20 protein-coding genes are annotated in these 22,721 nt (G+C 70.8%); 8 read left to right on the top strand and 12 right to left on the bottom strand.

The window, feature by feature from the left end:
- The first annotated feature begins 34 nt into the window (after positions 1 to 34).
- Both JYK17_RS23345 and JYK17_RS23340 read left to right on the top strand, forming a co-directional pair.
- Positions 35 to 1,057, top strand: coding sequence for a helix-turn-helix domain-containing protein (locus JYK17_RS23345; protein WP_222811127.1), 1,023 nt, complete (start codon positions 35 to 37; stop codon positions 1,055 to 1,057).
- Positions 1,054 to 1,548, top strand: a complete 495-nt coding sequence (locus JYK17_RS23340; protein WP_128802429.1) for an LURP-one-related/scramblase family protein — start codon at positions 1,054 to 1,056, stop codon at positions 1,546 to 1,548. Before JYK17_RS23345 ends, JYK17_RS23340 begins: the two co-directional genes overlap by 4 nt.
- Before the next feature lie 67 nt (positions 1,549 to 1,615).
- Here JYK17_RS23340 and JYK17_RS23335 read toward each other — a convergent pair whose 3' ends face one another.
- Positions 1,616 to 2,428 (bottom strand): carbon-nitrogen family hydrolase, encoded by an 813-nt coding sequence (locus JYK17_RS23335; RefSeq protein ID WP_222811126.1) that lies wholly within the window; start codon positions 2,426 to 2,428, stop codon positions 1,616 to 1,618.
- 218 nt (positions 2,429 to 2,646) lie between these two features.
- On the opposite strand from JYK17_RS23335, the gene JYK17_RS23330 reads away from it, so the two are divergent.
- Positions 2,647 to 3,471, top strand: coding sequence for a maleylpyruvate isomerase family mycothiol-dependent enzyme (locus tag JYK17_RS23330; protein WP_128802427.1), 825 nt, complete (start codon positions 2,647 to 2,649; stop codon positions 3,469 to 3,471).
- A gap of 13 nt (positions 3,472 to 3,484) precedes the next feature.
- On the opposite strand, the gene JYK17_RS23325 is transcribed toward JYK17_RS23330, so the two are convergent.
- The 3 genes from JYK17_RS23325 to JYK17_RS23315 all read right to left on the bottom strand — a co-directional run bounded on the left by JYK17_RS23325 (position 3,485) and on the right by JYK17_RS23315 (position 6,404).
- Entirely contained in the window at positions 3,485 to 4,294 is an 810-nt protein-coding gene (locus JYK17_RS23325; RefSeq protein ID WP_108010550.1) for a hypothetical protein, read from the bottom strand.
- A gap of 137 nt (positions 4,295 to 4,431) precedes the next feature.
- Complete coding sequence (locus JYK17_RS23320; protein ID WP_128802426.1) at positions 4,432 to 5,745, bottom strand: MFS transporter; 1,314 nt, start codon at positions 5,743 to 5,745, stop codon at positions 4,432 to 4,434.
- On the bottom strand, positions 5,742 to 6,404 hold the full coding sequence (locus tag JYK17_RS23315) for a GntR family transcriptional regulator (protein ID WP_108010546.1): 663 nt from the start codon (positions 6,402 to 6,404) through the stop codon (positions 5,742 to 5,744). The genes JYK17_RS23320 and JYK17_RS23315 overlap by 4 nt, the downstream gene beginning before the upstream one ends.
- A gap of 218 nt (positions 6,405 to 6,622) precedes the next feature.
- Between JYK17_RS23315 and JYK17_RS23310 the strand changes: the two genes are divergently transcribed.
- Entirely contained in the window at positions 6,623 to 7,510 is an 888-nt protein-coding gene (locus JYK17_RS23310; protein ID WP_108010544.1) for a D-alanyl-D-alanine carboxypeptidase family protein, read from the top strand.
- Between the two features lie 93 nt (positions 7,511 to 7,603).
- On the opposite strand, the gene JYK17_RS23305 is transcribed toward JYK17_RS23310, so the two are convergent.
- From JYK17_RS23305 to pdhA, 3 genes are read right to left on the bottom strand one after another with little or no spacing between them, the layout of a single operon-like run.
- Positions 7,604 to 9,031: a dihydrolipoamide acetyltransferase family protein gene (locus JYK17_RS23305; protein ID WP_108010542.1), complete on the bottom strand. Its 1,428-nt coding sequence runs from the start codon at positions 9,029 to 9,031 to the stop codon at positions 7,604 to 7,606.
- A 10-nt stretch (positions 9,032 to 9,041) separates the two neighbouring features.
- A complete protein-coding gene (locus JYK17_RS23300) occupies positions 9,042 to 10,007 on the bottom strand; it encodes an alpha-ketoacid dehydrogenase subunit beta (RefSeq protein ID WP_372465249.1) in 966 nt (321 codons plus the stop codon).
- A gap of 28 nt (positions 10,008 to 10,035) precedes the next feature.
- Positions 10,036 to 11,214, bottom strand: a complete 1,179-nt coding sequence (gene pdhA, locus JYK17_RS23295) for a pyruvate dehydrogenase (acetyl-transferring) E1 component subunit alpha (protein ID WP_108010538.1) — start codon at positions 11,212 to 11,214, stop codon at positions 10,036 to 10,038.
- A 433-nt stretch (positions 11,215 to 11,647) separates the two neighbouring features.
- Between pdhA and JYK17_RS23290 the strand changes: the two genes are divergently transcribed.
- Positions 11,648 to 12,649 (top strand): phosphotransferase, encoded by a 1,002-nt coding sequence (locus JYK17_RS23290; protein ID WP_108011090.1) that lies wholly within the window; start codon positions 11,648 to 11,650, stop codon positions 12,647 to 12,649.
- Positions 12,650 to 12,653: 4 nt separating this feature from the next.
- On the opposite strand, the gene JYK17_RS23285 is transcribed toward JYK17_RS23290, so the two are convergent.
- Positions 12,654 to 14,216, bottom strand: a complete 1,563-nt coding sequence (locus tag JYK17_RS23285; RefSeq protein WP_108010536.1) for a protein kinase domain-containing protein — start codon at positions 14,214 to 14,216, stop codon at positions 12,654 to 12,656.
- 334 nt (positions 14,217 to 14,550) lie between these two features.
- Between JYK17_RS23285 and JYK17_RS23280 the strand changes: the two genes are divergently transcribed.
- Positions 14,551 to 16,185: a Stk1 family PASTA domain-containing Ser/Thr kinase gene (locus JYK17_RS23280; protein ID WP_222811125.1), complete on the top strand. Its 1,635-nt coding sequence runs from the start codon at positions 14,551 to 14,553 to the stop codon at positions 16,183 to 16,185.
- Positions 16,186 to 16,308: 123 nt separating this feature from the next.
- Here the strand turns inward: JYK17_RS23280 and JYK17_RS23275 are convergent, their stop codons facing one another.
- On the bottom strand, positions 16,309 to 16,848 hold the full coding sequence (locus JYK17_RS23275) for a bacterial proteasome activator family protein (RefSeq protein WP_108010533.1): 540 nt from the start codon (positions 16,846 to 16,848) through the stop codon (positions 16,309 to 16,311).
- 181 nt (positions 16,849 to 17,029) lie between these two features.
- Here JYK17_RS23275 and JYK17_RS23270 point away from each other — a divergent pair, with 181 nt between their 5' ends.
- On the top strand, positions 17,030 to 17,884 hold the full coding sequence (locus tag JYK17_RS23270) for a hypothetical protein (RefSeq protein WP_222811124.1): 855 nt from the start codon (positions 17,030 to 17,032) through the stop codon (positions 17,882 to 17,884).
- A gap of 31 nt (positions 17,885 to 17,915) precedes the next feature.
- Here JYK17_RS23270 and JYK17_RS23265 read toward each other — a convergent pair whose 3' ends face one another.
- A complete protein-coding gene (locus tag JYK17_RS23265) occupies positions 17,916 to 18,896 on the bottom strand; it encodes an NAD(P)H-quinone oxidoreductase (RefSeq protein WP_222811123.1) in 981 nt (326 codons plus the stop codon).
- 453 nt (positions 18,897 to 19,349) lie between these two features.
- On the opposite strand from JYK17_RS23265, the gene JYK17_RS23260 reads away from it, so the two are divergent.
- Positions 19,350 to 19,964 carry a hypothetical protein gene (locus tag JYK17_RS23260; protein WP_128802420.1) on the top strand — a complete coding sequence of 205 codons (615 nt, stop codon included), beginning with the start codon at positions 19,350 to 19,352 and terminating at the stop codon, positions 19,962 to 19,964.
- A gap of 611 nt (positions 19,965 to 20,575) precedes the next feature.
- Here the strand turns inward: JYK17_RS23260 and JYK17_RS23255 are convergent.
- Positions 20,576 to 21,952: a molybdopterin molybdotransferase MoeA gene (locus JYK17_RS23255; RefSeq protein WP_108010525.1), complete on the bottom strand. Its 1,377-nt coding sequence runs from the start codon at positions 21,950 to 21,952 to the stop codon at positions 20,576 to 20,578.
- Positions 21,949 to 22,721 (bottom strand): DUF6457 domain-containing protein (locus JYK17_RS23250; RefSeq protein ID WP_222811122.1); only part of this gene is annotated, 773 nt, incomplete at its 5' end. The genes JYK17_RS23250 and JYK17_RS23255, both read right to left, overlap by 4 nt.

The following is a 22,721-nucleotide window of genomic DNA, read 5'->3' as shown; positions in this document are numbered from 1 at the left end:
GGCCCGGCGCGGGCGCGAGTGCTAGAAATCGCATATGGCGCAAGGATCCTCGCAGGGCCGCACGCGAGCGCGGAAGAGCCCGCCGCACCGGGTCGCCGTGATCGTCGACGAGGGCACCAACCCCTTCGAGGTCGGGGTCGCGACCGAGCTGTTCGGGCTGCCGCGGCCCGAACTCGGGCTGTCCGCACCGCTGTACGAGGTGACGCTGTGCGCGCCCGCGCGCGAGGTGCGGATGAACCACGGCTTCTTCACGCTGACCGGCGTGGCGGGTCTCGGCGCCGTGGATCGCGCGGACACGCTCGTCGTGCCCGGGCGGCCCGACAACGTCGTCCCGCGCGTCGAGGCCGTCCTGGAGGCCGTCCGGCGCGCGCACGCGCGCGGGGCGCGCGTCATGAGCCTGTGCACCGGGAGTTTCGCGCTCGCCGAGGCGGGGCTGCTCGACGGGCGCCGGGCCACCACGCACTGGATGTGGGCCGACATCTTCCGCGAGCTGCATCCGAAGGTGCTCCTGGAGCCCGACGTGCTCTTCGTCGACGAGGGCCGCATCCTGACCGCGGCGGGCAGCGCGGCCGCGCTCGACCTCGGGCTGCATGTCGTACGGCAGGACCACGGCGCCGAGATCGCCAACGCCGTGTCCCGGCGTCTGGTCTTCGCCGCCCACCGGGACGGCGGGCAGCGGCAGTTCGTGGAGCGGCCGGTGCCGAGCGTGCCCGACGAGTCGCTCGCCCCGCTGCTGGCGTGGGCGCAGGAGCGCCTCGGCGAGCCGCTGACGGTGGCGGACCTGGCGGCCCGCGCGGCCGTGTCTCCGGCCACCCTGCACCGGCGTTTCCGGGCCGAGCTGGGTACGACCCCGCTGGCCTGGCTGACGGGGGAGCGGGTCGCGCTCGCCTGCCGGCTGATCGAGCGCGGCGAGGAACGGCTGGACGTGGTGGCGGCGCTGAGCGGCCTGGGGAGCGCCGCGAACCTCCGCGCGCGCGTGCGGCGCGAGACCGGGCTCAGTCCGTCGGCCTACCGGCGGCGTTTCGGGCCGTCCGCCGGGGAAGCGGTGAGGGTATGAGATTCCTCGTACGCGATCGGCTCCTCGGCATCGGTGACGACTACTGGATCGAGGACGAGCACGGCAACAAGGTGTTCCTCGTCGACGGCAAGGCCATGCGCATCCGGGACACCTTCGAGATCAAGGACGCGCAGGGGCGTGTCCTGATCGACATCCACCAGAAGATGTTCGCGCTGCGCGACACGATGGTGATCGAACGCGAGGGCGAGGCCCTGGCCACCATCAGGCGCAAGCGGCTGTCGCTGCTGCGCAACCACTACCGGGTCACGCTCGTCGACGGCACCGAACTGGACGTCAGCGGCAAGATCCTCGACCGGGAGTTCGCCGTCGAGTACGACGGGGAGCTGCTGGCGGTGATCTCCCGGCGGTGGCTGCACGTCCGGGAGACGTACGGCGTGGACGTGGTGCGCGACGACGCCGATCCGGCGCTGCTGATCGCGGTGGCGGTGTGCGTGATCCATCTCGCGGAGAAGGAGCGCGAGGACGACTGAGGGAGCGGGGCCGACCGGGACGGGCCGACGGAGACGGCTCGACGGGGACGGGTCGCGGGGACGCCTGTCAGGCCCGGCCCGGCTGGGGACGGTGCGGCGGGTCCAGGCCCAGTACGCGGTCCTTGAGGGCCGGGAACTGCTCGCGGGTCGTGGCGGCCTTCGCGGGGTCGAACTCCACCGTGAGGACCTCCTCGCCGGCGCCCGCCTGCGCGAGCACCTCGCCCCAGGGATCCACCACGATCGAGTGACCGGCCTGCGGAACTCCCGCATGGGTCCCGGCCGTTCCGCAGGCGAGCACGAACGCCTGGTTCTCGACCGCCCGCGCCTGGGCCAGCAGCGTCCAGTGCGACCGGCGGCGCTCCGGCCAGCCCGCCGGGACGAGAAGGGTCTCGGCGCCCGAGTCGACGAGGCCGCGGAAGAGTTCGGGGAAGCGGAGGTCGTAGCAGGTCGCGAGGCCGAGGGTGGTCTCGGGCAGACGGACCGTCACCAGGTCCTGTCCCGCGCCCATCAGCACGGCCTCGCCCTTGTCGAAGCCGAAGCGGTGGATCTTGCGGTAGGCGGCGGCCAGGTCGCCGGAGGGGGAGAAGAGGAGGGAGGTGTTGTAGAGGGCGCCGTCGGCGCCGCGCTCGGGGACGGAGCCCGCGTGCAGCCATACGCCCGCGTCGCTCGCCGCCTTGGCCATGGTCTCGTGGGTCGGGCCGTCGAGCGGTTCGGCCTCGTCGGCGAACGCCTCGTAGGCGAAGGCTCCCGTGGTCCACAGCTCCGGCAGTACGACCAGATCGGCCCCGGCCTGATCCCGTACCAGCGAGGTGACCCGGCGGCGACGTGATTCGACCGATTCGCCCTCGTTCACGTCGATCTGGAGCAGAGAGGCGCGCACACTACCACCGTCCTGGCATTCGAGCCGTCCACACGGGCCTACGATCGTCACACGAAAGCACTGCCGGGGTGCCTCACAGCAGCGTAGCTTGGGGGTCCGTCCGGTTCGAGCGCAGTCGAGAACCGGCACAGTCCCAAGACGTCGCCGAGTGCAGCCACCTCCCGCTGGCAACGCTGCCGCCAACCGCCCGTGTACCGACCGCCGAGGGGTCCCGTTCCGTGAGTCTGCATCCCACCCTCCAGCCCTACGCCGACGCCTGGACCCACTCCATCGAGTCGATATCCGAACTGGTGGGGCCGCTCGCGGAGGGAGAGTGGAACCGGCGGACGCCGTGCCCGGGCTGGTCGGTCCGTGACGTGGTCTCCCATGTCATCGGCCTGGACTGCGAGATGCTGGGTGACCCCCGCCCCATCCACACGCTGCCGCGCGACCTGTTCCACGTCACCAACGACCACCAGCGCTACATGGAGATGCAGGTCGACGTCCGCCGCCACCACACGGCACCGGAGATGACCTCCGAGCTGGAGTACGTGATCATCCGCCGCAACCGCCAGCAGCGCAACGAGTCGCGCGATCCGGGCACGAAGGTGCGCGGTCCGCTCGGTACGGAGATCACGCTCGAAGAGGCCATGCGCACCCACGCGTTCAACGTCTGGGTGCACGAGCAGGACCTGCGCGCCGCCCTCGGCCGCCCCGGCAACCTCGACTCCCCCGGCGCCCATGTCGCCCGTGATGTGCTGCTGGGTCTGCTGCCGCAGGTCATCGCGGATGGTGCGGCCGCGCCGCGCAGTTCGGCGATCGTCTTCGACGTGCACGGGCCGATCGAGTTCCTGCGCACCATCCGCGTCGACATCCAGGGCCGCGGCACCCTGGAGACCGCCCCCGCCCTCGGCCCCGCCGCCACCCTCACCCTCGACTGGGAGACCTTCGTGCGCCTGGCCTGCGGCCGGGTCACGCCGGAGGCGGTGGCGGACCGGCTGAAGACGGAGGGGGACCCGGAGCTGACGGCGGCGATCCTGCGCAACTTCACGCTGACGCAGTAGGGCGCAGGCCGGTTCAGCGGTCCTCCGTCACCGACGTCGCGACGCCGTCGGCGATGACGACCTTGGCGGAGACGCCCTTCTTGGCGGCGGTCTCCAGCTGGTCGAGCGTGCAGGTGTACATCGACTCGGACATCGGGCTGCCGCAGATGGTGCCGGCGCCGCGGACGGCGGTGTCGTCGGAGACGTAGAACGCCTGCTCGACGCCCTTCATGTCGGAGACGGTGTACTTGCCCGGCGCGAGATAGGCGACGTTGCCGAGCCATGTGCCGTTCACGCCTGTCGTGCCGGAACCGGTGCCGCTGTCCACGTCGTGGCGCTCGCGTACGACGGTGGCGATGCCGTTCTTCAGCGTGACGTCGGCGGTGACGGCGGCCTTCTTGACGGCCGTCTCCAGCTGGTCGAGGGTGCAGCGCGGGCGGGCCTCGGAGCGCGGGCTGCCGCACACCTTTCCGGCGCCGTAGACCGCGGTGTCGTCGGCGACGAAGAAGGCCTGGTCGCCCGTCCGGGAGGTGTGGACGACGTACTTGCCGGGGGCGAGGTAGCTGACCGTGCCGCCGGTGAAGGTGCCGTTGACGCCCTTGTGGGTGTTCGACGTGCTCGACGCGTTCCGCGCGGTCGTGCCCGTCGAGCCCGTGTGCCCGGTGGCCCCGGAGGCCTTGGACGCCGAGTGGTGCCGGGAGCTGCCGGTGCTCTTGGATCCGTGGCCCGACGAGCTGCCGTGGGACGAGCCGCCGTGCGAGGAGCCGCTCTGACAAGCCGTCATCAGCAGGCCGGCCGTGATCGCGGCGGTGACGAGGGTGGCCTTGCGGAGGTGGCGGTTCATGGACGGGTTCCCTTCGAGGACGAGCACTGCGTTCACCGACTATGAGGTCTCGTCGGCTGTGCAGGTCACGCCCGTCCTCGCTTCACGACAACGCTGTCACACGCCTATGACAGAGCAACATCCGTGCTGTGAACGACTCACACCGGCACGTGCACCGTCTTCACCCGGCTCGCCACCAGGCGCTCGCGCTCGCGCCGGGCGACCCGTCGGCGCAGCCGCAGGATCTGGCTGATGCCGAGCGCCTGGAGCACGAACACCGCGGAGAAGGCGATCGAGTAGTTGTCGCCGGTGGCGTCGAGCAGCACGCCGATCGCGAACAGGGTGGTCATCGAGGCGACGAAGCCGCCCATGTTGGTGATGCCGGAGGCCGTCCCCTGCCGCTCGGCCGGGTTGGCGGGCCGGGCGAAGTCGAAGCCGATCATCGACGCCGGGCCGCAGGCGCCGAGCACCGTGCACAGCACGACCAGCAGCCACATCGGTGCCCTGTCGGCCGGGTAGGCGATCGTCGCCGCCCACAGCGTCGCCGTCGCCGCCACGGTGCCGAGCGCCAGCGGCAGCCGCGCCGCGTGGTGCCGGGCGACGACCTGGCCGTAGACCAGGCCCACGACCATGTTCGACAGGACGACCAGGGTCAGCAGTTCGCCCGCCGTGGCCCGGGACAGGCCCTGGGCCTGGACCAGGAACGGCATGCCCCACAGCAGCAGGAACACCATCGCCGGGAACTGGGTCGTGAAGTGCACCCACAGCCCGAGCCGGGTCCCGGGCTCGCGCCAGGAGGCCGCTATCTGCCGGCGCACATAGGCCGCGCCCTGGTGCGCGAGCGGCTGCGGCTCGTGCCCCTCGGGATGGTCCTTGAGGAAGAGCAGCAGCAGGACGAGGACGACGACTCCGGCCAGCGCGCTGCCCGCGAAGGCCGCGGTCCAGCCGACGCCGTGCAGGAGACGGGACAGGACGAGCGTGGAGACGAGGTTGCCCGCCATGCCGACGAGGCCCGCGAGCTGCGCGACCATCGGCCCGCGCCGGGCCGGGAACCAGCGGGTGCCGAGCCGCAGCACGCTGATGAAGGTCAGCGCGTCGCCGCAGCCGAGCAGGGCGCGGGAGGCGAGGGCGGTGCCGTAGGAGGGGGAGAAGGCGAAGCCCAGCTGGCCCGCCGTGAACAGCACCACGCCTATGGTCAGCACCTTCTTGGTGCCGAGCCGGTCCACCAGCAGGCCGACGGGTATCTGCATGCCGGCGTAGACCAGCAGCTGCAGGATCGAGAAGGTCGACAGGGCCGAGGCGTTCACATGGAAGCGGTCGGCGGCGTCGAGGCCCGCGACCCCGAGGGACGTACGGAAGATGACGGCGACGAAGTAGACGGAGACGCCGATGCTCCACACGGCGATCGCGCGGCGGCCGCCCGGCGGGTCTCCCGGAAGGGTGAGCGAGGACGAGGAGGAGGGGGAGCTCATCGGACCTCACCCCGGGCCAGGTGCGAGAACCAGCTGACGTGGCGGTGGACGACGCCGACGGCCGCCTCCTCGTCGCCCGAGCGCAGCGCCTGAAGCAGCTCCGCGTGCTCGGCGAGGGTCTTGGCGACCCGGTCGGGGTGGGAGTGCAGCACGGCGACGCCCATCCGCAGCTGGCGGTCGCGCAGCTGGTCGTAGAGCCGGGAGAGGATCTCGTTGCCGCCGCTGCGGACGATCTCGGCGTGGAAGCAGCGGTCGGTCACGGCGGCCGCGGCGAGGTCGCCCGCGGCGACCTGCTCGTGCTGCTTCGCGAGCAGCGCTTCGAGGCGCTCCACGAGCCCGGCGGGCGCGGGCACGGCCTTGCGCGCCGCGTGCTCCTCGACCAGCAGCCTGGTCTCCACCACGTCCGCGATCTCCTGCGCGGACACGGGCAGGACCAGGGCGCCCTTCTTGGGGTAGAGCTTGATCAGCCCCTCCACCTCCAGGCGCAGCAGCGCCTCGCGCACCGGGGTGCGGGAGACTCCCACGGCCTCGGCGAGCTCGCCCTCGGTCAGCAGGGTCCCGCCCTCGTAGCGGCGCTCCAGGACCGACTGCTTGACGTGGGCGTAGACCCGGTCGGCGGCTGGTGGTTGCTTGCTGGTCACGGTCCCGGAGCTGGTCATGAGGACAGCATAGATACAACACGTACGCATCAAGGAGCCCGTCCATCATGCGGACGGTTCATCACAAGGAGGTAGGTGCCTCAGCGACGGCACAACCTTCTGTGCTACTTACGTGTCACACACCTGCGGCCCTCCTTTCTTTCCCCTCCAACTCGGCCGCGCATCAGGGGTATTCGACGTAATCGGGGTATTTCAAGTTGATTACTGCCATCAACGGCATGACGGGCAGGCGGCTTCGCAGAGCCGCCGCGGTCAGCGTCACCGCAGGCGCCGTGCTCGCGACCGGAGCACTGGCCGCCGTACCCGCTCAGGCGGCCTCCGCGCCGTCCATCGTGGCCAAGGGCGGCTACGTGATGAACAATTCCAACGCCAAGACGCTCTACACCAAGGCCGCGGACACCAAGCGCTCCACCGGTTCCACCACCAAGATCATGACCGCGAAGGTCGTGCTGGCGCAGTCGCACCTGAACCTCGACTCCAAGGTGACGATCCAGAAGGCGTACAGCGACTACGTCGTCTCCCACAACGCCTCGCAGGCGCATCTGATCGTCGGTGACAAGGTGACGGTCCGCCAGCTGCTGTACGGCCTGATGCTGCCGTCCGGCTGCGACGCGGCCTACGCGCTCGCCGACAAGTTCGGTTCCGGCTCGACGCGGGCCAAGCGGGTGTCCAACTTCATCGGCAAGATGAACACCGCCGCCAAGAGCCTGGGCCTGACGCACACCCACTTCGACTCCTTCGACGGCATAGGGAATGGCTCGAACTACTCAACCCCCCGTGACCTGACGAAGATCGCCAGCAGTGCGATGAAGAACTCCACGTTCCGCACGCTGGTGAAGACGAAGAAGTACACCGCGAAGACCATCACCAAGACGGGCAGCACCCGCACGATGGCCGCGTGGACCAACACCAACGGCCTGCTCAGCAGCTACAGCGGCACGATCGGCGTGAAGACGGGCTCCGGCCCCGAGGCCAAGTACTGCCTGGTCTTCGCCGCCACCCGCGGCGGCAAGACGGTCATCGGCACCGTGCTCGCCTCCTCCTCCATCGCCCAGCGCGAGTCGGACGCGAAGAAGCTCATGAGCTACGGCTTCACCAAGATCTGACCCGGGCAGCCGGCAGCACGCGAAAGGGCCCGTCGCTTGTCGCGACGGGCCCATTGCGTTGCACGGCCGGCCCGGCAGGACCGGGCCGGACTCTCACGCCCAGCTGATCAGCCGCTTCGGCTGCTCCAGGATCGCCGCCACGTCCGCGAGGACCTTGGAGCCCAGCTCGCCGTCGACCAGACGGTGGTCGAAGGACAGGGCCAGCGTGGTGACCTGACGCGGCTTCACCTTGCCCTTGTGCACCCACGGCTGGAGCTTGATCGCGCCGACCGCGAGGATCGCGGACTCGCCGGGGTTGAGGATGGGCGTTCCCGTGTCGACGCCGAAGACGCCGACGTTGGTGATGGTCACCGTGCCGCCCTGCATCGCGCCCGGGGAGGTCTTGCCCTCGCGGGCCGTGGACACCAGCTCGCCCAGGGACTCGGCCAGTTGCGGCAGGGTCTTGGCATGCGCGTCCTTGATGTTCGGGACGATCAGGCCGCGCGGGGTGGCCGCCGCGATGCCGAGGTTGACGTAGTGCTTGACCACGATCTCCTGGGCGGCCTCGTCCCACGAGGCGTTGATCTCCGGGTTGCGCTTGAGAGCGACCAGCAGGGCCTTGGCGATCAGCAGCAGCGGGTTCACCCGCAGGCCCGCGAACTCCTTGTCCTGCTTGAGCTCCTCGACCAGCTTCATCGTGCGCGTCACGTCCACCGTCACGAACTCCGTGACGTGCGGCGCGGTGAACGCCGAGCCGACCATCGCCTGCGCGGTCGCCCTGCGGACCCCCTTGATGGGGATACGGGTCTCACGCGCCGCGTCGTACGCCGCCACGGGGGCCGGGGCGGACACGGGCGCGGCGGGCGCCGCCACGGGCGCTTCCGGTGCCGGGGCAGGCGCGAGGGCGGCATGGACGTCCTCACGCGTGATGATGCCGTCCGGGCCCGACGGGACGACCGTCGCCAGATCGACGCCCAGGTCCTTCGCCAGCTTGCGCACCGGCGGCTTGGCGAGCGGGCGCTGCCCGGTCGTCGTCGCCACCGGCTCGGCCACGGGCGCCGGTCCATGGCCGTTCAGCTCGGTCTGGATCGCCGTCGAGGCCTGCGCGGCCTCCGTGTCGGCGCCCTTGCGCGGGCGGCGCTTGGTGGAGGACTCCGCCACGCCGTAACCCACCAGGACCGGCTGGCGGCCCGAGCCCTGCGGCTTGCTCTCCTCGGCCGGTGCGGCGGGCGCGGCGGCCGGGGCTGCCGGCTCGGCCGGAGCCTCGGGGGCCGCGGCGCCTCCCGAGACGTCCACCGCGATGATCGACGTGCCCACGTCCACCGTGGCGCCCTCCGGGAAGTGCAGGTCACGGACCACGCCGTCGTACGGGATGGGCAGTTCCACCGCCGCCTTCGCCGTCTCGACCTCGCACACCACCTGGCCGTCGGTGACCGTGTCGCCCGGCTGGACGTACCACTTGAGGATCTCGGCCTCGGTGAGTCCCTCGCCCACGTCCGGCATCTTGAACTCGCGTACGGAAGCTTCCGTCATCGTCGTCACGACCCTCTCCTCAGTACGCCAGGGCACGGTCGACGGCGTCGAGCACCCGGTCCAGGCCCGGCAGATACTCCTCCTCCAGGCGGGCCGGCGGGTACGGGGCGTGGTAGCCGCCGACCCTGAGGACCGGAGCCTCCAGGTGGTAGAAGCAGCGCTCCGTGATCCGGGCGGCGATCTCCGCGCCCGAGCCGAAGAACACCGGCGCCTCGTGGACGACGACCAGGCGGCCCGTCCTCTCCACGGAGGCCTGGATCGAGTCGAAGTCCAGCGGGGAGACCGAGCGCAGGTCCAGCACCTCCAGGGACTTGCCCTCCTCGGCGGCCGCGTCGGCCACCTCACGGCAGAGCTTCACCATCGGGCCGTAGGCGGCCAGCGTGAGGTCGGTGCCGGGGCGCACGATCTGCGCCTTGTGCAGCGGTCCCGGGATGGCCTCGGTGTTGACCTCGGCCTTGTCCCAGTAGCGCCGCTTGGGCTCGAAGAAGATCACCGGGTCGTCGCTCTGGATGGCCTGCTGCATCATCCAGTACGCGTCCGAGGCGTTCGAGGGCGAGACCACCTTCAGGCCCGCGACATGCGCGAACAGGGCCTCCGGCGACTCGGAGTGGTGCTCCACGGCGCCGATGCCGCCGCCGTAGGGAATGCGCACGACGACCGGGAGCTTGACCTTGCCCAGGGAGCGCGCGTGCATCTTGGCGAGCTGGGTGACGATCTGGTCGTACGCCGGGAAGACGAAGCCGTCGAACTGGATCTCCACGACCGGGCGGTAGCCCCGCAGGGCCAGACCGATCGCGGTGCCCACGATGCCGGACTCGGCCAGCGGGGTGTCGATGACCCTGCTCTCGCCGAAGTCCTTCTGCAGGCCGTCCGTCACCCGGAAGACACCGCCGAGCTTGCCGACGTCCTCGCCCATGACCAGGACCTTGGGGTCGGTCTCCAGGGCGCGGCGCAGCGATTCGTTGACCGCCTTGGCCAGAGCCATGGTCCTGACTGTCACAGCCTCCGCCATCTCAGTGACCCCCCTCGTCTGCGAACGACGCCTGGTAGGCGGCGAACTGGGCTCGCTCCTCGTCGACGAGCGCATGCCCGTCCGCGTACGCGTTCTCGAAGATGGCGAAGCGGTCCGGGTCCGGCATGGCGCGGACCGCCTCACGCACTCGCTTGCCCAACGCTTCGCTCTCCGCTTCGAGTTCCGCGAAGAATCCCTCGTCCGCGTGGTTTGCGGCCTCCAGGTACCGGCGAAGGCGCAGGATCGGGTCCTTCGCCTCCCAGGACTCGCGCTCCTCGTCGGCCCGGTACTTCGTCGGGTCGTCGGAGGTGGTGTGCGCGCCCATGCGGTAGGTGAACGCCTCCACGAGGGTCGGGCCCTCGCCGCTGCGCGCCCGCTCCAGCGCCCACCGGGTGACCGCGAGACAGGCGAGCACGTCGTTGCCGTCCACCCGCACGCCCGGGAAGCCGTAGCCCTGCGCGCGCTGGTAGAGCGGCACGCGGGTCTGCTTCTCGGTCGGCTCGGAGATCGCCCACTGGTTGTTCTGGCAGAAGAACACCACCGGGGCGTTGTAGACCGCGGAGAAGGTGAAGGACTCCGCGACGTCGCCCTGGCTGGAGGCGCCGTCGCCGAAGTAGGCGATCACCGCGCTGTCCGCGCCGTCCTTGGCCACGCCCATCGCATAGCCCGTGGCGTGCAGCGTCTGAGAGCCGATGACGATGGTGTACAGGTGGAAGTTGTTGCTGTTGGGGTCCCAGCCGCCGTTGTTCACGCCGCGGAACATGCCCAGCAGATTGGTCGGGTCGACCCCGCGGCACCAGGCGACGCCGTGCTCGCGGTAGGTCGGGAAGACGTAGTCGTCCTCGCGGGTGGCCCGCCCGGAGCCGATCTGGGCGGCCTCCTGGCCGAGCAGCGAGGCCCACAGGCCCAGCTCGCCCTGGCGCTGCAGGGAGGTGGCCTCGGCGTCGAAGCGGCGGGTGAGCACCATGTCGCGGTACAGGCCGCGGAGCTCATCGGGGGTGATGCCGGCGACGTACTGGTCGTACTCGGCGTTCTTGAGCCGCTCGCCCTCGGGCGTCAGCAGCTGTACGAGCTCGGGGTCGGTGCCAGGCGCGTTCTTTGCGGTCGTGCGCTTGCCGGCCGTGCTCTTGGTTCCGGCGCTGCGTCGCGGTTTGCGCGCGGCAGTGCTCTCCACGGTCACGTGTGCTCCTCCGTCGGTCCGGCTACCCGGGTTCGCCGGGTGCCAGTGCGGCTCACCTGACTCCCGCGGGTGCACAGGGTGGGTGCGTCCGTTCGGGAACAGGCGTGACAGGTGCCCCGGCGAGCGCCCTGCAGAAGGCACGTTACCCAGTGCTCCACATTTCTGTGAAACCCCTCCTGACCTGCGATTTTGCTTGGATTTCCAAGTAAATCGCGAAAGCTCGGAAGGTTTCCTGGTCACAGCCTTGCAGGGGGCCGGAACAACGGCACGTTATCCCGGTGACCCAGTTCACGGGAAGACTTCACTTCGAGCGGGAACGCCATTTCGAGCACATGCCGTGACCGAATGCGACTGCCTGTGACAACGCCCAGCTCACAGCCCTGGATCGTGCCCTACCATCTGGCGCGTGCCGCGCTCCTCCGTACCACCGCTCGTGCCACACGCGCCCCCACTGGGCGCCCTGCTGCGCCAGTACGGCGCCGGTTCCGCCGTCGCCTGCGAGCCCGTCGACCAGGGTCTGCTCAACCGCGGCTACCGCCTGTGCACCACCCGCGGCCGCTACTTCCTCAAGCACCACTTCGACCCGGAGACCGCCGACCCGGCCGCGATCGCCCGCCAGCACCGGGCCACCCAGCGCCTGGCCGATCTGGGCGTCCCGGTGGCGCCCCCGCTGCCCGCGCGGGACGGGCGCACGGTCGCCGTCGTCGGCGGACACGCCTACGCGCTGCACCCCTGGATCGACGGACGGCACCGGCACGGCGGACAGCTCACGACCGGACAGTGCGACCGGCTGGGGGCGCTGCTGGGAGTGGTGCACGCGAGCCTGGAGCGGGTGATGCCGGCACACGCGCGTGCCCGTACCGAGCCGGTGGCCGCCGACGCCGCCGACACCTTCGCCCTCATCGACGACCTGCTCGGCCGGGTACGCCGCCACCGCCCCGCCGACTCGTTCGACGAACTCGCCCGCCACCGCCTGCTGGAACGCCGCACCCTGCTGGAGCGGCACGCCGACAGCCGCCCGCCGTGCGGGAGTTCGGTGGGCTGGGTGCACGGCGACTTCCACCCCTTCAACCTGCTCTACAAGGGGGACGCGCCCGCCGCCATCGTCGACTGGGACCGCCTCGGCCTCGGCCCGCGCGCGGAGGAGGCGGTACGCGCCGCCGCGATCTTCTTCGTACGGCCCACCGGAACCCTCGACCTGCCCAAAGTGCGTGCGTACGCGCGCGCGTACCGGCGCACGGCCGGTGCCACGCCCTCCGAACTCGCGGCGGCCGTGCACCGCGTGTGGTGGGAACGCCTCAACGACTTCTGGATGCTGCGCTGGCACTACGAACGCGGCGACACCCGCGCCGACCCCCAGTTCCCGGCGGCCTCCGCCCTGGCGGTGTGGTGGACGCGGGAGTACGACACGGTGTGCGGGGCGTTCGTGGAGTGATTCGTCAGTGGACGAGACCCGCGGTCCCGCCGTCGTCGCCGCCACCCGTCGCCGGGTCCGACGGGTCCGCCGACTGGGTCGGCGTCTGGGTCGGTGTCTGGGTCGGCTCGTCGGTCGGCTCGTCCGTGGGCTCCTTGGTGGGCTCCTTCGTGGGCTCCTCGGACGGCGTGTACGACGGTGTGTACGAGGGTGTGTAGTCCCCCGAGCCGCCGCTCGTGGAGTTGTCGTCCGTGGAGCTGTTCGTCGAGTCGTCGCTCGGCTCCGAGCTGGGCGTCTCGGTGGTCGAGTCGTCCTTGGTGTGGTGCGTCGCGGTCGGCGACTTGGTGGGGTCCGTGCCCCCGCCCGAGCCGCCTCCGTTGTTCAGCGCGAGCGCGACACCCGCCGCGATGGCGATCACCGCGAGGACGGCGAGGATCCACAGCTTGCCGCGGCCGCCGCCCCTGTTCCCGTGGCCCTCGAAGCCGCCGTCGTCCCCGCCGCCGTAGCCCGCGGGCAGGACCTGCTGCGGGATCTGCGTCGTGCCGGAGGCGTGGCCGGGGTGCGGCAGCACCTGGGTGCCGGCGAAGCCCGCGGCCGGGGTGTGCCGGCCCTCGTGCACATCGACCGGGCCGGTGTTCCAGGTGCCGGTGTGGCCGCCCTGGTCGTAGAGCATCTGCAGCCCGTACTGGACGAGCCCGCGCATCTCCTCGGCCGTCTGGAAGCGGTCGTCCGGCTCCTTGGCGAGCGATCGCATGACGAGGCCGTCGAGCTCCGGCGGGGTGGCGTCGGAGACCTCCGACGGCGGCGCCGGGATGTCCTGGACGTGCTGGTAGACCACCGACAGCGGGGTCTCGCCGACGAACGGGGGCCTGAGCGCGAGGAGTTCGTAGAGCAGACAGCCCACCGCGTACAGGTCCGAGCGGTGGTCGACGGCCTTGCCGAGCGCCTGCTCCGGGGAGAGGTACTGCGGGGTGCCCATGACCATGCCGGTCTGCGTCATCGTCGTGGACGCGCCGTGCAGGGCGCGGGCGATGCCGAAGTCCATCACCTTGACCGCGCCGTTGTGCGTGATGATGACGTTGGCGGGCTTGATGTCGCGGTGCACGATGCCGTGCTGGTGCGAGTAGGCGAGCGCCTCCAGCACACCGGAGACGATGATCAGGGCCTGCTCGGGGCCCGGCGCCTCGGCGTTGAGCAGCAGGTCGCGGATGGTGCGGCCCTCGACGATCTCCATGACGATGTAGGGGACCGACTGGCCGCCGACGAAGTCCTCACCGGAGTCGTACACGGCGACGATGGCATGGTGGTTGAGGCCGGCCACCGACTGTGCCTCGCGGGTGAAACGGGCCTTGGAGACCGGGTCCTCGGCGAGGTCGGCGCGCAGCAGCTTGACCGCGACGGTGCGTCCGAGACGCACGTCCTCGGCGGCGAACACCTCTGCCATGCCGCCCCGGCCGAGTCTGCGGGTCAGCCGGTACCGGCCGTCCCCGACAAGCCCGCCGTTACCCCACATCTCCGGCGCGTCTGACATACCGCCGCCAGTCGCCTCGGGGTCGGACGGGCCCTGAGCGCGCTGCTGCTGTGCCATCAGTCCTCGCCGTCGTTTCTGCCCGCGGTGCGCGCGGTGTTGTTACGGTCTCCGTCGGCCACGCTACAGCCTCAACGCAAGCCGCCGTTCCGAGAAGGGGACCGGAACCGGCTGAGGACGGACCGGCCATCAAACCCTCCGACAAGGGTCCCGTGCAAATTCTGTGTACCGCACGTACAACGTCTGTAACGCTCGCGCGACGCTTCTTTCGCGTACGGTCACGGATCGGGCACTGAACTTGACGTGTCAGTGCCCTGGGGCAGACTTGGCCGGGAATAGCACTTTGGATCAATGACAGTCAACGGCGCCTGAAGGCCCACGGGGGAAGCGGAACATGAGCCAGGACGGCGCACAGGGCCGGTACACGGGGCGGGCGTTGGCCGGTGGCCGCTATCAGCTGCGCGACCTGCTCGGTGAGGGCGGCATGGCCTCGGTGCATCTCGCCTACGACAGCGTGCTCGACCGCCAGGTCGCGATCAAGACGCTCCACACCGACCTGGGGCGCGAACAGGCCTTCCGCGAGCGCTTCCGCCGCGAGGCCCAGGCCGTGGCCAAGCTCACGCACACCAACATCGTCTCCGTCTTCGACACCGGCGAGGACACCCTCGACGGCATGACGACTCCGTACATCGTCATGGAGTACATCGAGGGCCGCCCGCTGGGCTCGGTGCTCGACGAGGACGTACGGCAGCTCGGCGCGATGCCCGCGGACAAGGCGCTGAAGATCACCGCCGATGTGCTCGCGGCGCTGGAGATCAGCCACGAGATGGGCCTGGTCCACCGCGACATCAAGCCGGGCAACGTCATGATGACCAAGCGCGGCGTGGTCAAGGTGATGGACTTCGGCATCGCGCGCGCCATGCAGTCGGGCGTGACGTCGATGACGCAGACCGGCATGGTCGTGGGCACCCCGCAGTACCTCTCGCCGGAGCAGGCGCTGGGGCGCGGTGTGGACGCCCGCTCCGACCTCTACTCGGTCGGCATCATGCTCTTCCAACTGGTCACCGGGCGGCTGCCGTTCGATGCGGACTCACCGCTCGCGATCGCCTACGCGCATGTGCAGGAGGAGCCGGTCGCCCCGTCGTCGATCAACCGGGCGCTGCCGCCCGCGGTGGACGCCCTGGTCGCCCGCGCGCTGAAGAAGAACCCGAACGAGCGCTTCCCGAACTCCGAGTCCATGCGCGACGAGTGCCTGCGCGTGGCCGCCTCCTTCAACGCCACCCCGCCGAGCATCGTGCCGGGCGCGCCCGCCCAGGCCGGTTCCGGCGTCGGCTCCGCGGTCTTCCCGCCGGTCGACCAGTCGACCCCGGCACCGACGGGCCCCGTCCAGACGCCGTACCAGCCGACCCCGAACCCGTACGGCACCCCGGCGCCGCCGTCGCAGCCGGCCTCCCCGGCGTACGGCTACCCGCAGCAGGGCGGCTACCAGCCGACGCCGTCCCCGTACGGCCAGCCCTCCACCCCGCCGCCGTACAACATCACGCCCCAGGCCGCCGCGCCCCCCGCGGGCGGCGGCGGCAAGAACAACAGGCCGGTGATCATCGGCTCGATCGTCGTCTCGATCATCGCGGTCGGCGGCCTGATCGCGGCGCTGCTGCTGAACAGCGGCGGCGGTGACGACGAGGGCAAGGGCGGCGGCGGCAGCGCGAGCGCCTCGGCGACCAAGGCGGCGGGCTACCGCGGCCCGGACACCACGAAGAAGATCGAGTCGACCGAGTGCACGGAGCCACAGGAGTCGTACAACGACCCCCACAAGATCAAGCTCCCCGACTTCCGCTTCAAGTACATCGGTTCGGTCAAGGAGTGCCTGCAGGCCGCCGGCTGGGAGCTGAAGATCAAGCCGGTCGACGAGAACACCTACGGCCAGGGCGCGGTCATCGACCAGTTCCCGTCCGCCGACACGGACGTCGACCCGAAGAAGATGCCCGAGATCGAGCTCAGCGTCTCCTCGGGCAACCCGCCGTCCTGACCCGCGCGACGGACAGGTGAAGGGCCCGGCGGCTTCTCGGCCGCCGGGCCCTTTCTTACGGGTTCTTACGGGTTCTTACGGGTTCTTACGGGTTCTTACGGATTCGGCTCGTTACAGGTCCGCCTACAGGTACGGTCCGCCCGAGCGGCCGCCCGCCTGGCGGTCCTCGGTGCCGTCGGGGGCCACGCCCGGCGGCAGCGCGCGCCGCATCTGCTCCAGCTGGGCCCGCGCGGCCATCTGCTGGGCGAACAGCGTGGTCTGGATGCCGTGGAAGAGCCCCTCCAGCCAGCCCACCAACTGTGCCTGCGCGATGCGCAGTTCGGCATCGGAGGGAGTGCCGTCGTCCGTGAAGGGCAGGGAGAGCCGCTCCAGCTCCTCCACCAGCTCCGGCGCAAGACCGTCCTCCAGCTCCTTCACCGAGCTGCGGTGGATCTCCTTGAGCCGGGCCCGGCTCGCCTCGTCCAGGGGAGCCACGCGCACCTCTTCGAGGAGCTGTTTGATCATGCTGCCGATCCGCATCACCTTGGCCGGCTGCTCGACCTGTTCCGTCACCGGAATCTCGCGGGAGTCCTCGTCTGTACCGCCGCCAATCGCCATGCCGTCCTGGCCCACGACCAGGATCTGGGGGTTCTCCGGCGACCTGTCGTTCCTCGGCATCTCCATGCCGCCATTCTCTCGCACCCGTGCATCTCATCACCGTGGTGCCCCCGGTGAAGGGTGATCCACCGTTTACGGTGCGGTGTTTTCCGTCAGGGCGCGGTGTCCACCGTCCGCAGCAGCCGGGCTTCGGACTTTTGGCGGTGTCCGGAGTGCCGGAAGTGCGCCCCGGTGTGAGCCTTGATACGTGACTCCATGGCTGCGTGCTTTGCAGGGGGCCGGACTGGTGGTGGGGGTGGGGGCGAGCGTGCTCGTGCTGCCCTGCGGGGGTGCGGTGGCGAACGCGTCGTACCGGGGCGTCGCGTCGTACGCGCCCGTGGCGGTGATCGCCGGTCCCCCTGCGCGTGCGCCGGGGCCGACGCACGGGGCCGGGGCCGGATCGAGGGGGCAGGCCGGGCAGGCCGGGCACACCGGGCACGCCGGTCAGACCGGTTCCCGGGACGAGAACGGCTCCGGGGACGAGAACGGTTCCGGGGATGAGAACAGCTCCGGCAACGAGACCGGCTCCGGGCATGCGGCGGGTTCGGGGGACGAAGCCTGGCCGGGGGACGAGAACGGTTCGGGGCGCGAGGCGGGCTCCGGGGAGGATGCGGGGGAGAAGCCCCACGCCGGACGTACGCCCAGTGCCCGCACCCCGGGGGCCGGGCACCGTTCCGCCTCCCCCACCGGCTCCCCGAAACCCCCACGGGCCGGGAGCGTCGCGGGCGAGGGGCGGGAGCGGCCCGGGCGGCAGGAGACGCCGTCGGCGGACGAGACGGCCGGCGACTCCTCGGACCAGGGGGAGGACGAGAGCGAGGACACGACCTACCCGCAAGGGTCGGACCCGGGTGACGAGACTGCCGGGGACGCCACCGCCTCGCCGCCCGACGAGGCGGGCCTGGCGCCCTCCGGGCCCGCGCAGGCCCCGGCTCGGCAGGCCGCCTCGCAGGCCGGGAGCCCCGCCGAGCCCGTACTGAAGATCCTGCCGCTGGGCAGCGGACTGGTCCTGATCGGGCTCGGTCTGGGACTCGCCTTCATCGGCCTGCGGATGCGGCGGGCCTAGACACGCGGTCGGTGGCCCGCGGGCGCGCGTGTCAGGGCACGACCAGCAGCACCTTGCCCACGTGCCCGCTCTCCTCCACGACCCGGTGCGCCGCGGCCGCGTCACTCATCGGGATCTCGCGGTCGACGACCGGACGGACATGGCCGCCGTCGATCAGGGGCCACACGTGCTCGCGTACGGCCGCGACGATCGCCGCCTTCTCGCCGAGCGGGCGCGCCCGGAGCGAGGTCGCGCTGATCGCGGCCCGCTTGTTCAGAAGCGTGGCGAGGTTCAGCTCGCCCTTGATGCCGCCCTGCATGCCGATGACGGCGAGGCGGCCGCTGACGGCGAGGGCCCGCAGATTGCGGTCCAGGTACTTGGCGCCCATGTTGTCGAGGATGACGTCGGCGCCCGCCCCGTCGCTGGCCTTCTTGACCTCCTCGACGAAGTCCTGCTCCCTGTAGTTGATCAGGATGTCCGCGCCCAGCGCGGCGCACCGCTCCAGCTTCTCCCGGGTGCCCGCCGTGACCGCGACCTTGGCGCCGACGGCCTTGGCCAGCTGGATCGCCATGGTGCCGATGCCGCTGGAGCCGCCGTGCACGAGCAGCGTCTCGCCGGGGCGCAGCTGGGCGATCATGAAGACGTTCGACCAGACGGTGCAGACCACTTCGGGCAGTGCCGCGGCCTGCTTGAGGTCGAGGCCCTTCGGTACGGGCAGCAGCTGACCGGCCGGGACGGCGACCTTCTCGGCGTAGCCGCCGCCCGCGAGCAGCGCGCACACCTCGTCGCCGACCGCCCAGCCGGAGACGCCGGCGCCGACCGCGGCGATCCTGCCGGAGCACTCCAGGCCGGGGTAGGGGGACGAGCCCGGCGGCGGGTCGTAGAAACCCTGCCGCTGCAGGATGTCGGCGCGGTTGACGGCCCCGGCCACCACCTCGACCAGCACCTCGCCGTCACCGGCCACCGGATCGGGGACCTCGTCCCACACCAGCGCCTCGGGCCCACCAGGTTCGGGAATCGTGATCGCATGCATGAGGGGGACGCTACCCCTCGTCGACCCGCCGACTCCGGCTGCGTACCCGCGAGGCATCACGCGCCCAGTGCGCGTGCAGTGGGACCCGGACCGGTCGATCCATCCGGAACCGCAGCCATGGCGAGCCGCCGTACTCGAGGTCCATCGGCCTCCGAGCCACTCTTGCGTTCACATTCCAACGGGCTTGGCCGTACTTGTGGCATGACATCTGCACTAGAGCTGCGCAGCCTCCATCGCCTGACGATGTCTGACGGCTCTCAATCGGCCGGTATTAATTGAACGGCAAAGTATTCTGCTTACTCCATCACGAGATCCGTGACATAAGCAGCAACTCCTTACGCGTAGGCAAGCTCAAGTCTCGCTCAGATAGTCCGAGTTTCCTTGACGATCACCCCGGCATTCCGTGATTGTTCTGTCCATGACGCTCCCGGAGGGGGCGAACGGGAGGGAATCATGAGTGCCAAATTGTCTCGCGCGTGCACAGCAGCTGCGCTGACCGCTTTTCTCGTTGTAGGAGCCGGAGGAGTTGGACCCGCCTTTGCGGAAGACTCTCCGGCGCCGGTCAATGCCGACCAGGACGGAAACCCGATCCCGCAGGCGCCGGCCGATGCCGACGTCACGGTGAACTCGGACGGGAGCTCGATGCACCCGGACGGCTGCCCGCCCGACCCGGGCTTCCGCTTCCACAATGTCAAGAGCACGTTCGTCGGGGACAAGAGCAAGACCGTTTATGGACAGTCCGGCGTTACCCTCTCGGTTTCAGTGGCCAAGGGCCACACCTGGACCGGCACCATCAGCTACGCGGTGAAGCTGAGTGAGTCAATCCTCGTCAGTTCCGCCGAGGAGACCATCAGCGGCTCGATCTCCTACGCCAAGACCACCACCGTCACCCTGGGTGGGTCGTGGAAGGTTCCCGCGAGCAAGAGGGACGGATGGCTCGCCCTCGGCTCGAAGGGATATTCCTTCAAATGGGAACGGGGTTCGACGAACGGTGGCTGCAAGTGGATCGTCTCCAACCACGGGACCGCGAAGCTCCCGGCGCTCTCGCCCTACATCGCCCACTCCTGAGTTGAGGACGATCTGATGAAGCTTTCCGTGCTGGCCGTCGGCCTGTCGGCCCTGGCGCTTGTGTCGGCCTGTTCCGGCAGCACTCATCCCCGCGCGAACGCCACCCACGGGGCGACGACGGGGATCAGCGCGCCCCCCTCTCAGGTACAGACCCCGACGAACCCCGACCGCCTCCCCAATCCGATCCAGTCTTCGATCCCTGTCGGATCGAAGACGCTCTACACAGGGTCAGGTCACGGTGCGGGCAGTGTCAGGCTTCCCGCGTCAGCCGGGAAAGCCTCATCCGTCACGGCGATGTGGACATGCGCAGGCACTGCCAAGTTCAACATCACCGCCGCTGGAAAGCTCCTCGCCGGGTCTCAGTGTGGTGACGGGAGCGGCGTATTCACCGCGAAAGTACCGCACGCCAATATGCACGCATTGGTGTGGAAATTCTCAGCGCGCAATTCCGTGATCTGGCGGGTCGTTATCACCCAACCACCCGGGAACTAACTTCGGTCATTCGTGACGGTCCGCCGGATTCTTCGGCGGACCGTTTCGACTGTTCTTGTTGGTTGTCGGCTCGAGATGTTCGTCCGCTTGGCGGGCGATCGCGTCATGGCCCGGAAGTTTCACGTGAAACACACCCCGATTCCGGCGGACGCCCAGGGCAGGTCGAGGAGTTCGAGCTCCTGGCCGGGGCGGGCGCCGCCGGGTGGGACGACGGCGAGGGCGTCGGCCGCCGCGATGCCGCGCAGCATGGCCGGGCCGTTGTAGTGCACCGGCACGGCACGGTCCCCGCGCAGCACGACGGGGATGAGCCGGGTGTCGTACGGATGCCCGTGCGCCGCGTCCTGGACCGGGAGGGTGTACGGCTCCGGGGCGGGGCGGGCGGCGAGCGTGCGCAGCAGTGGTTCGGCGAGCGTGAGCAGCCCGGAGACGGCGGCCAGGGGATTGCCCGGCAGGCCGACCAGGTGCTGTCCGGCCTTGGTGCGGGCCAGCAGCATCGGGTGGCCGGGGCGCACCTTGACGCCGTCCACGAGGAGTTCGGCGCCGATGCGGCGCAGGGTGGGGTGGACGTGGTCGACGGGGCCGGAGGCCGTGCCGCCGGTGGTGACGATCAGGTCGGCGTCGGAGCCGGTGATGGCCTTGCGCAGGGCCTTCGCGTCGTCCCCGATCCGCCGTACGGAGGTGACCTCGCCGCCCAGCGCCCGCAGCCAGGGCGGCAGCATCGGGCCGAGGGCGTCCCTGATCAGGCCGTCGTGCGGGGTGCCCTCGGTGAGCAACTCGTCGCCCAGTACGAGGACATGGACGCGGGGGCGCGGAACGGCGGTGACGGTGTCGTAGCCGGCGGCCGCGGCGAGGCCGAGCACTGCGGGTGTCACGAGGACGCCGACGGGCAGGAGCTGGTCGCCGGAGCGGCACTCCTGGCCGCGGGGGCGGATGTCCTGGCCGTGGTGCATCTCGCGGGTGGCGTGCAGCCGACCCTTGTCGTCGGTACGGCCGTGCTCGGTGCGGATCACGGCGGTCGTGTCGGGCGGGATACGGGCGCCGGTGGCGATCCGGACGGCCTCCCCGTCGGTGAGCGCCTCCGGCTCGTCGTGCCCGGCGAGGACGCCCTCCTCCCGTACGTCCCAGGGGCCGGGTCCCGCGACCGCCCAGCCGTCCATCGCGGAGGTGTCGAAGGAGGGCAGGTCGGTGAGGGCGGTGAGGGGGGCGGCGAGGGTGAGGCCCAGAGAGGCGTCGAGGGGGACGGAGACGAGGTCGCGGCGGGCACCGGACCGGGCGGCGCGTGCGGCGATCTCCCGGGCCTCGGGCCAGGACGTGGCCCGGTGGTGGGCGTCGGGCTTGTGCGGTGCGCCGTGGCGGGCGTGGGCGCCGGGCGCGGCGGGCGCGGGTACGCCGTCGCCGGGAGCGACGCGGCCGTCGGGGTCGTTCACCAGGGCGAGCACCTCCTCGACGTCGAGGTCCTCGGCGTCCTCGCCGGTGCGGGCGGAGCGGGCGGTCATCCGGCGTCCGGGCCGGTGCCGGGGGCGTCGCCGGGCTTGTCGCCGGCGTCCTCCTCGGCCCAGCTCAGAGCGAGGGCCGAGACCTTGCGGGCGGCTTCGGCGACGGCTTCGGGGCTCCCTCCGGCCTGTGCGGCCGCGTAGCCGACGAGGAAGGTGGTCAGCGGTGCCGCGGGCCTGGCGACGGAGTGTGCGGCGTCGCGGGCGACGTCGAGCAGGGCACGGATGTCGACGTCGAGGTCGATGCCCAGCTCGTTCTTGGCTGCGGAAATCCATTCATCCAACACGTGCCCATGCTCCCTGATACGTGCCCTGGCGGAGGCGATGTCGTCCCAGGTGTCGCAGTCGAAGGATGCGACGGGGTCCTGGACGCGGGTGAGGTCGAGGGCCGCAATCAGCCGGCGCAGCGGCAGCCCGGTGAGACCGTCGTGCCCGGTGGACAGGGCGGCCAGTACGCGGCGCAGCGCGTCGGTGCGGTAGGCGGCCACAAGGGGCTGGTCGCGGCCGTCGGCGTCGGTGAGCAGGGCGCCGTCCGTGCCGCTCGCGCGCAGCGCGGTCAGCAGCCGCCGCACCGTCGCGGCCCCGAGGAACGGCAGATCGGCCGAGAGTACGACGAGTTCCTCGGCCGTGGTGTGGTGCAGCCCGGCGCCGAGCGCGGCGAGCGGTCCGCCGCCGGGCGGGTCCTCGCGGGCCCAGCGCACGGGCCGGGCGGTGGGCCGGGCGTCGGCGACGACGACGGTCGTGCGGGCGTCGGCGCAGGCGGTCAGCACCC

The sequence above is a fragment of the Streptomyces plumbidurans genome (genome assembly GCF_019857225.1).
Taxonomy (GTDB): domain Bacteria; phylum Actinomycetota; class Actinomycetes; order Streptomycetales; family Streptomycetaceae; genus Streptomyces; species Streptomyces plumbidurans.
This window is presented reverse-complemented; position numbering and strand designations above follow the sequence as displayed.

Coding starts and splice junctions, on each gene's coding strand:
- JYK17_RS23260 (WP_128802420.1), top strand. CDS start 19,350: ATGAGTGCCAAATTGTCTCGCGCGTGCACAGCAGCTGCGCTGACCGCT.
- JYK17_RS23285 (WP_108010536.1), bottom strand. CDS start 14,216: ATGGCACAGCAGCAGCGCGCTCAGGGCCCGTCCGACCCCGAGGCGACT.
- JYK17_RS23310 (WP_108010544.1), top strand. CDS start 6,623: ATGACGGGCAGGCGGCTTCGCAGAGCCGCCGCGGTCAGCGTCACCGCA.
- JYK17_RS23345 (WP_222811127.1), top strand. CDS start 35: ATGGCGCAAGGATCCTCGCAGGGCCGCACGCGAGCGCGGAAGAGCCCG.
- JYK17_RS23255 (WP_108010525.1), bottom strand. CDS start 21,952: ATGACCGCCCGCTCCGCCCGCACCGGCGAGGACGCCGAGGACCTCGAC.
- JYK17_RS23340 (WP_128802429.1), top strand. CDS start 1,054: ATGAGATTCCTCGTACGCGATCGGCTCCTCGGCATCGGTGACGACTAC.
- JYK17_RS23265 (WP_222811123.1), bottom strand. CDS start 18,896: ATGCATGCGATCACGATTCCCGAACCTGGTGGGCCCGAGGCGCTGGTG.
- JYK17_RS23300 (WP_372465249.1), bottom strand. CDS start 10,007: ATGGCTCTGGCCAAGGCGGTCAACGAATCGCTGCGCCGCGCCCTGGAG.
- JYK17_RS23325 (WP_108010550.1), bottom strand. CDS start 4,294: ATGAACCGCCACCTCCGCAAGGCCACCCTCGTCACCGCCGCGATCACG.
- JYK17_RS23280 (WP_222811125.1), top strand. CDS start 14,551: ATGAGCCAGGACGGCGCACAGGGCCGGTACACGGGGCGGGCGTTGGCC.
- JYK17_RS23320 (WP_128802426.1), bottom strand. CDS start 5,745: ATGAGCTCCCCCTCCTCCTCGTCCTCGCTCACCCTTCCGGGAGACCCG.
- JYK17_RS23315 (WP_108010546.1), bottom strand. CDS start 6,404: ATGACCAGCTCCGGGACCGTGACCAGCAAGCAACCACCAGCCGCCGAC.
- JYK17_RS23275 (WP_108010533.1), bottom strand. CDS start 16,848: ATGGAGATGCCGAGGAACGACAGGTCGCCGGAGAACCCCCAGATCCTG.